At 66.4% G+C, this 8,170-nt stretch carries 7 protein-coding genes and 1 tRNA gene; 4 read left to right on the top strand and 4 right to left on the bottom strand.

Translation table 11 applies throughout. The annotated features are described in order from the left end of the window. Positions 1-159: 159 nt before the first annotated feature. Positions 160-1,482 carry an RsmB/NOP family class I SAM-dependent RNA methyltransferase gene (locus ACREE8_RS12015; RefSeq protein WP_431573237.1) on the bottom strand — a complete coding sequence of 441 codons (1,323 nt, stop codon included), beginning with the start codon at positions 1,480-1,482 and terminating at the stop codon, positions 160-162. Positions 1,483-1,690: 208 nt separating this feature from the next. Further along, on the bottom strand, positions 1,691-3,154 hold the full coding sequence (gene guaB, locus ACREE8_RS12010; RefSeq protein WP_431573236.1) for an IMP dehydrogenase: 1,464 nt from the start codon (positions 3,152-3,154) through the stop codon (positions 1,691-1,693). Between the two features lie 321 nt (positions 3,155-3,475). On the opposite strand from guaB, the gene ACREE8_RS12005 reads away from it, so the two are divergent. Then, positions 3,476-3,922, top strand: a complete 447-nt coding sequence (locus ACREE8_RS12005) for a host attachment protein (RefSeq protein ID WP_431573235.1) — start codon at positions 3,476-3,478, stop codon at positions 3,920-3,922. A gap of 45 nt (positions 3,923-3,967) precedes the next feature. Here the strand turns inward: ACREE8_RS12005 and ACREE8_RS12000 are convergent, their stop codons facing one another. Next, positions 3,968-4,690, bottom strand: coding sequence for an RlmE family RNA methyltransferase (locus ACREE8_RS12000; RefSeq protein ID WP_431573234.1), 723 nt, complete (start codon positions 4,688-4,690; stop codon positions 3,968-3,970). Between the two features lie 245 nt (positions 4,691-4,935). After that, the gene (locus tag ACREE8_RS11995; protein ID WP_431573233.1) at positions 4,936-6,105 is read right to left on the bottom strand and encodes a Ppx/GppA phosphatase family protein; all 1,170 of its coding nucleotides are present in this window, start codon (positions 6,103-6,105) and stop codon (positions 4,936-4,938) included. A gap of 348 nt (positions 6,106-6,453) precedes the next feature. Between ACREE8_RS11995 and ACREE8_RS11990 the strand changes: the two genes are divergently transcribed. From ACREE8_RS11990 to ACREE8_RS11980, 3 genes are all read left to right on the top strand, one after another. Next, positions 6,454-6,527, top strand: a tRNA-Gln gene (locus ACREE8_RS11990). A 76-nt stretch (positions 6,528-6,603) separates the two neighbouring features. Beyond that, complete coding sequence (locus ACREE8_RS11985; protein WP_431573232.1) at positions 6,604-6,867, top strand: DUF6538 domain-containing protein; 264 nt, start codon at positions 6,604-6,606, stop codon at positions 6,865-6,867. A gap of 33 nt (positions 6,868-6,900) precedes the next feature. Beyond that, a protein-coding gene (locus tag ACREE8_RS11980) for an IS3 family transposase (RefSeq protein ID WP_431573231.1) occupies positions 6,901-8,108 on the top strand; the annotation gives its coding sequence in 2 pieces (ribosomal slippage) (positions 6,901-7,174 and positions 7,174-8,108; 1,209 coding nt in all). The last annotated feature ends 62 nt before the right edge of the window (positions 8,109-8,170 follow it).

Raw genomic sequence — 8,170 nt, 5'->3', positions numbered from 1 at the left:
ATCGCGACCCCGCCCGATTCTTTTCGGAATCGGGAAGCACCGAAAGAGAAATAACCGAACGAAATTCGAGCTTGCGAAGTAGATGTGTGAATGCCGTAGCCCTTGCGGGAGGGGGTAGGGGGAGGGGAACTAAAGATTCTGAACGAACGCGAAGTCCGCTCACGTATTCCGCGCGAGCACGCCCACGAAGAACCCGTCCGTCCCATGGCGCGACGGCGACAGCCGGAGAAAATCCCCATCCGCCGGACAATCCCCGCCGATGACGCTCGCCCACACCTCGGCGATCGGCACGACCCGGAACTTGTCATGCATCTCGAGGAACCGCTGGATCTGCCCCTCGTTCTCGGCCGGCAGCAGCGCGCAGGTGGCGTAGACGAGGCACCCACCCTGCTTCACCAGACGCGCGGCGCTCTGGAGGATGCTGGCCTGCAGGGCCACCAGCTCCTCGAGGTCGTTGGGCGCCAGGCGCCATTTCTGGTCCGGGTTGCGCCGCCAGGTGCCGCTGCCGCTGCAGGGCGCGTCGACCAGCACGCGGTCGAAGGCGGCGGCGTGGCGCTTGACCCAGGGGTCGCGCTCGCTCGTCAGCGCGCGGCGCTCGACATTGTGGGCGCCCGCACGCCGCAGCCGCGTCGAGGCCCGCATGATGCGGCCCTCGAGCACGTCGCAGGCGACGATATGGCCCTTGTTCTTCATCTGCGCCGCGAGCGCCAGGGTCTTGCCGCCGGCACCGGCGCAGAAATCGACCACGCGCTGGCCGGGACGCGCATCGGTCAGCAGCGCCACCAGCTGCGAGCCTTCGTCCTGCACCTCGATGGCGCCCGACTTGAAGACCTCGAGGCTCGCCAGCGGCGGCCGGCCGGTCACGCGCAGGCCCCAGGGCGAGAGCGGCGTCGGATGGGCCTCGACCTTCTCGGCCTTGAGCGCGCGGATCGCCGCCTCGCGGTTGGCTTTGAGCGCATTGACGCGGATGTCGGTCGCGGCCTCGTCCATCAAGGCCCGCATCTCGGCCTCGAAATCGGATCCCAGCGCCTCGCGCAGGGGCGCGTCGAGCCATTCGGGATATTCGAAACGGACCCAGGCGGGCTGGTCGAGATGATCGAGCGGCTGGCCGGTCAGCGCGCGGGCGAGCGCGCGCTCCTCGCGCGACATCGGCGCCGGGCGGTACTGCCCGCCATCGAAACTGCCGGCGATGCGATCGGCGTCCCAGCCTTCGAGCAGCGCCAGCGCCGCGATCACGCGGTTGCGGTCGGTGTCGTCGCTCTTCGGCGCCTCGGCCGGCCAGGCGCGGTCGATCGCCCAGTCGAGCCGCGCGCGGGCGCGTAAGGTCGCGTAAGTGAGCCCCAGCACCTCGCGCCGGTCGCCGCCGCCGATATATCGGCGCGCGCGAAAGAACTCATGCGCGGCGCGATCGGCCGGTGCCGTGCCGGTGTGGATCGAGGCGAGGAGCTCGATCGCGGCTTGGAGACGGGCGCCGGGGGTCATGGAAGAATCTGCGAGGCGGAGTTTGCGGCTCCCCTCCCCCTACCCCCTCCCGCAAGGGGAGGGGGCGTGGTTTCTATATGCTGCTGCCCGCCCACAAGAGGCGGCGTGGTTACTGCAAATTCCAGCCCTCCCCCCTTGCGGGGGAGGGTTAGGGAGGGGGGTACCACGAGCGCGGTCAGCGAAAACAAATGCGAAGCCAGAATCTCTCTCACATATCCGGCCGATAATTCGGCGCCTCGCGCATGAGCTGCACGTCATGCACGTGGCTCTCGCGCAGGCCCGCATTGGTGATGCGCAGGAACTGGCAGTTCTGCTGCATCTCGGCGACGGTGCCATTGCCGGTGTAGCCCATGGCGGCACGCAAGCCGCCGACGAGCTGGTGGATCACATTGCCCACCGGGCCCTTGTAGGGCACGCGACCTTCGACGCCCTCGGGCACCAGCTTCAAGGTGCTCGACACTTCCTGCTGGAAATAGCGGTCGGCCGAGCCGCGCGCCATGGCGCCGAGCGAGCCCATGCCGCGATAGGATTTGTAGGAGCGGCCCTGATAGAGGAACACCTCGCCGGGGCTCTCGTCGGTGCCGGCCAGGAGTGCGCCGATCATGCAGCAATCGGCGCCGGCCGCGATCGCCTTGGCGAGATCGCCCGAATATTTAACGCCGCCATCGGCGATGACCGGCACGTTCTGCTTGCGCGCGGCCTCGACCGCGTCGGTGATGGCGGTGAGCTGCGGCACGCCGACACCGGCGACGATGCGCGTGGTGCAGATCGAGCCCGGCCCGATGCCGACCTTGATCGCGTCCGCGCCGGCATCGATCAGCGCCTTGGCGCCCTCGGAGGTCGCGACATTGCCGGCGATCACCTGGCAGGCATTGGAGAGCCGCTTCACCGCCTCGACCGCCTTCAAGACGCCGACCGAATGGCCATGGGCGGTATCGACCACGATCACATCGACATCGGCATCGAGCAGGATTTCGGCGCGGCGCAGACCGTCCTCGCCCACGCCGGTCGCGGCGGCGGCGCGCAGACGGCCCTTCTCGTCCTTGCAGGCGTTCGGATAGGCCTGGGCCTTGTCCATGTCCTTGACGGTGATGAGGCCGACGCAGCGATATTCGTTGTCGACCACCAGCAGCTTCTCGATCCGGTGCTGATGCAGCAGGCGCTTGGCCTCGTCGTGGCTGACGCCTTCCTTCACGGTGATGAGCTTGTCATGCGTCATCAGCTCGCGGACCGGCTGGTTCTTGTTGCTGGCGAAGCGCACGTCGCGGTTGGTGAGCACGCCGACCAGCTTGCCCGAGCCGCGCTCGACCACGGGGAAGCCCGAGATCTGATGCTGCTCCATGAGCGCCAGCGCGTCGGCCAGCTTGGCATCGGGATTGATGGTGAGCGGGTTCACCACCATGCCGGATTCGAACTTCTTCACCTTGCGGACTTCGGCCGCCTGAAGCTCAGGGCTGAGGTTCTTGTGGATCACGCCCATGCCGCCCGACTGCGCCATGGCGATGGCGAGCCGGCCTTCGGTGACGGTGTCCATCGCCGCCGAGATCAGCGGAATGCCGAGCTGGATGGTGCGGGTGAGACGGGTTCGCGTGTCGGTGCTGGTGGGTAGCACCGAAGAGGCGGCGGGCTGAAGCAGCACGTCGTCGAAAGTCAGGGCCTCGCGGATTTTCATTGGCCATCTCTCCGGGAGGCGGGGGCGGGTGCGACGTCGCGAGCCCCTCGAGCGGTCCCTGAATAATGGCGCGCCATCATACACAAGGAAGTTGCAAAGCCAAGCGTTGAAAGCCCGGATTTTCGGGCCTTTTCGACGCATCAGCCATGCGCCGGCCGGGGGCTGGCTTGATCCAGGTCAGGGTGCGGAATCGATTCCGTGCCGAGGCTGTAAAAGTTGGATAAAGACCCCAACTAGAACAGGGTCGGCACAGGGTCGTGACGCCGTCGTCATGACGCCAATCCCCCCGTTGGCCGCACTCTTCCGGAAAAGGAATTCCCTATGAAGCCGATCGTAACCTGGGTTCTCGTCGCCGATGGCAAGAGCGCTTCGATCCTCAGCTATAACGGGCCGGGGCATCGATTGACCCTGGTGCCGGGCATGACCTTCAAGACCGAGCTCCACGCCAGCCGCGACCTCGGGACGGACAAGCCGGGCCGCGTGCAGGAAAGCGGCTACTCCGCCCATCACTCGGTCGAGACGCCCGACTATCACCGGATCGAGAAGACGGTCTTCGCCCAGCATCTGGCTCATCGACTCGATGCGGCCATCGAATCGGGCGAGTGCAAGCGCCTGGTCCTGGTGGCGCCGCCCCAGACCCTCGGCGAGCTGCGCATGGCGCTGACGCCCAAGGCCCGCGAGCATGTCATCGGCGAGGTCCATAAGGACCTGACGCATCTAGGCCCGCAGGATGTGGCGACGCATCTGGAGAAGGTGCTGGCGATTTAGGGCCGAGGGGCGGCGGCGCAGTCGCTCGGGCCTCACCCTCGCCCCTCAGCCCTTCCCGCCCCGGAACCCCGTCGCCACCACATAGATCTCCGCCGAATCTGCGCGGCTCGCGGGCGGCTTTACGTGGCGAACCTGCTCGAAATCTCGTTTGAGCAGATCGAGCAGGCTTTTGGTGGCGCCACCCTGGAACAGCTTGCAGAGGAAGGTGCCGCCGGGGGCCAGCACCTCGGCCGCGAACTGATAGGCGGTCTCGGCCATGGCCATGATCCGCAGATGGTCGGTGCGGGTATGGCCGATGGTGGGGGCGGCCATGTCGCTCAAGACCAGATCGGCCGGCCCGTCGAGCGCGGCGCGGATCCGCTCGGGCGCCTCGTCGGCCATGAAATCCTGCTGCATCACCGTGACGCCCGGCAGCGGATCCATCGCCAGGATGTCGACCGCGAGCACGCGGCCCTTGGGGCCGACGCGCTCGGCCGCGACCTGGCTCCAGCCGCCCGGGGCCGCGCCCAGATCGAGCACGCGCAGCCCTTTGCGCAGCAGTTTGTACTTCTCGTCGAGCTCGATCAGCTTGAAGGCCGCGCGCGAGCGAAGCCCGCGCTTCTGCGCCTCGGCCACATAAGGATCGTTGAGCTGCCGCTCCAGCCAGCGCGCCGACGACACGCTGCGCTTGTTGGTGGTCTTGACGCGGACCTTCTCCTTGCGACCCGTGAGGCTCGCATCGGAGAGGGATTTGCCGGTGGCAGACCTGGTGTCTTTGGGTTTGGACATGGATCAGCCTCGATAACGCGTGCGCGTCATATACCCCTCCCGCAAGGGGAGGGGGCGAGAAAAAAGCGAAACCTCGCTCCTTCGTCCGCGATGAAGACAAGCGAGGGAGAAGAAACAAAAGGACCACGCCCCCTCCCATGCCGGCTTCGCCGGCGACTTGAAGGAGTCAGCGGGCAAAGCCCGCGGGGCGGGAGGGGTTATCCGATCTAAAAGAAGAATCCGCTGATGCCGTCAGCGTCCGCCGCTCAATGTCCGAAACGCGGGGAAGCGCCCGGCGACATCAGCCCGAACAGGATGCCTTCGCGCAGGCCCCGGTCGGCGACGCGCAGGCGCCCCACCGGCCAGAGGCGGCAGATGCCTTCGAGGATGGCGCAGCCCGCCACCACCAGGTCCGCGCGGTCGCGGCCGATGCAGGGTTGCTGCGCGCGCTCGGCGCAATCCATCGCCGCGAGGCGCCGGCTGATGGCGCCGATCGAGCCGAAATCGAGATAGGAGCCGTCGACGCGCGAGCGGTCATAGCGCTGCAGCTGCATCTCGATGCCGGCCAAGGTCGTGACCGTGCCGGACGAGCCCAGCATCTGCACCCGCCCCCGCCGCACCTCGGCCGCGATATTGCATTCGGCTTCGAGCGGCTCCAGCGAGGTCGCGATCTCGTCGACCATCGCGCCGTAGGTCCGCTCGCAATAGGCCTTGGCGCCATGGCGCTCGGCGAGATTGACCACGCCCAGCGGCAGCGAGCGGTAAGCCAGGAGCTCGATGCCGCGGCCGGGACGGATCGCAACCCAGCCCACCTCGGTCGAACCGCCGCCGATATCGAACAGGATGGCGCGGCGCGGTTCGCGCGCGAGCAGGGGGGCGCAGCCGCGGAAGGCGAGCTCGGCCTCCTCCTGCGGCGTGATGATCTCGAGCTTCAGGCCCGCCTCGGCCTCGACCCGCGCCAGGAACTGGGCGCCGTTGGCGGCGCGCCGGCAGGCCTCGGTCGCGACCGAGCGCGCCCGCGTGACGGCGCGGCGGTTCATCTTGTCGACGCAGATCCTGAGCGCGTCCACGGTGCGGTCCATCGCCTCGGGCGAGAGCGCGCCGCAGGCGCCGAGCCCCTCGCCCAGCCGCACGATGCGCGAGAAAGCGTCGATGACGCGGAAGCCGCGGCCGCGCGCGCGCGCCACCAGCAGCCGGCAATTGTTGGTGCCGAGATCGATCGCGGCATAAACCTCGTTGTCGAGCTCGGCCTCGCCGTCGGCGCGCAGGCCTGTGACCGGGTCGGCGCCGTTGGAGACGAAGCCGGAGGGAACGGCGATGCCGGTGGGCGGGACCAAGCCGGCGTCGAGTGCCAGAGCCGGCGGGCTCAAGCCTTCCAGGTCAGCGTTCGCGGCCAGAGCCGCCTCCGCCGATCCTTCACCGCCGGGCCGCTGCATGATGCCGCCGATTCCCTTCGCCTGACCCGTTTCCCGCACCCATCCCTGGGAGGCGCCCGCCGATCGGCCGGGGCCCAGCCCATCCTACGCAGAGCCGGCCGCGTCGGCCAAGCCCTCGAATCGCGGGAATCGGTCGAAAATCGCTAATGGCTCGAAAGGGTTAACCGGTTCATGACGGTTCCAAGACCTGGTTTGGCACCCGCTTTGGGTGTGGCAAACCGGCCGGAACCGCGGCTTCAGGAAAGGGTTGAAGCGTTAAGGGCGCCTGATTATGGTCTCGCCCTCGACCGGCCCCAAGGCCGGGCACCGCCAGATCGGCTAAGATGCCGGTCCCGGCAGCCCCTCTGCTGGGGGATCGTCTAACGGTAGGACCGCGGACTCTGACTCCGCTAGTCTAGGTTCGAATCCTAGTCCCCCAGCCAACACACTCCCATAACTCATTGAAATCATTTGACGAATTCTCCTGGCTTTGGCCCATTCCAGCCGGGATTTTCGTTCATGCTCCCACAACGCTCCCACAAATGCTCCCACATCTGCTCCCACAACAGCATTGAGAGCGACGGTTCTCACGTCACGAAGAAACGAGGCGTGTTCTACTATCGCCGCCGCCTTCCATCGCCGCCCGGTGGCGAGGTTGCGGTGTCTCTCGGCACGACGAACTACCGTGAAGCCGAACATCTGGCGACGATGCTGGACGAAGCGTTCAACGAGTTGATGCAGCCGATGACTGAGCTGGTCCCGGAAAACAGGACAGTAGTTTAAGGTGTATTCCACCGTGTAACGGAGGGATACGAGATGACGACACGACGCCGATTTACGGGCGAGTTCAAGGCGCGGGTGGCCCTGGAGGCCTTGCGCGGCGACAAGACGGTTCAGGAGATCGCGGCGAAGCACAAGGTGCATCCGAACCAGGTGAGCGCGTGGAAGCGGCAGGCGAGCGAGGGTCTGTCGCAGGTGTTTTCGAACGGCGCGGATCGGGGGCTGCAGGATCGCGAAGCGGAGGTTCACGATCTTCATGCCAAGATCGGCCAATTGACGGTGGAACGGGATTTTTTAGCCAAAGGGCTCAAGCGATGAGCCGGGGAGAGCGCAAGGCGATGATCGAGCCTCGCCACCCCGGCTTGAGTTTGAGCCGGCAATGCCGCCTGCTCTCAATCGGCCGATCGTCGTTCTATTACACGCCGATCGGCGCGAGCCTGGAGAACCTGGCATTGATGCGCCGGATCGACGAGCTGTTCCTGAAGTATCCGTTTTACGGCAGCCGTCAGATGGTCTTCCAGTTGCGGCGGGAGGGTATCGAGGTCGGCCGTCACCGGGTTCGCCGCCTGATGCGCCTGATGGGATTGCAAGCCATCTATCAGGCGCCGCGGACCAGCACACCGCACCCGGCGCACCGGGTCTATCCCTATCTGCTCCGCGACATGACGGTGGAACGCCCGGATCAGGTCTGGTGCGCCGACATCACCTACATCCCGGTGCGGCGCGGGTTCCTTTACCTGGTCACGATCATGGACTGGGCGACCCGCCATGTCCTGGCGTGGCGGCTGTCGAACACCATGGATGCCGGGTTCTGCATCGAGGCCCTGGCCGACGCGCTGGCCCAATACGGCCGACCCGAGATCTTCAACACCGACCAAGGCAGCCAGTTCACCAGCTTCGAGTTCACCGGCGCGCTCAAGGATGCCGGCGTGGCGATCTCGATGGATGGGCGGGGTCGCTGCATGGACAACATCTTCATCGAACGGCTGTGGCGGTCGTTGAAGTACGAGGCGGTCTATCTTCACGAACTGAGCGACGGCTTCGTGGCCGAGCGCGTCATCGGCTCCTGGATCGGCTTTTACAATACCGAACGTCCACATTCCGCCCTGGATGGCCAAACGCCGGCCGCGGCGTATTCGGCTGGCCGACCTGTGGATATGATGGACAAGGCTCGCGCCTTGCCCACATCTCCACAGGCCCCACACCAACAGCAGGCTTACATGAATCGGATTCTGGCAGCGTGATCAGAAACCGGAACACACCTTAAATCCGCTGCCAACCTGTCCAGCAAACCAGGACCAGCTCA

Source organism: Hypericibacter sp. (assembly GCF_050729195.1).
GTDB lineage: Bacteria > Pseudomonadota > Alphaproteobacteria > Dongiales > Dongiaceae > Hypericibacter.
This window is presented reverse-complemented; position numbering and strand designations above follow the sequence as displayed.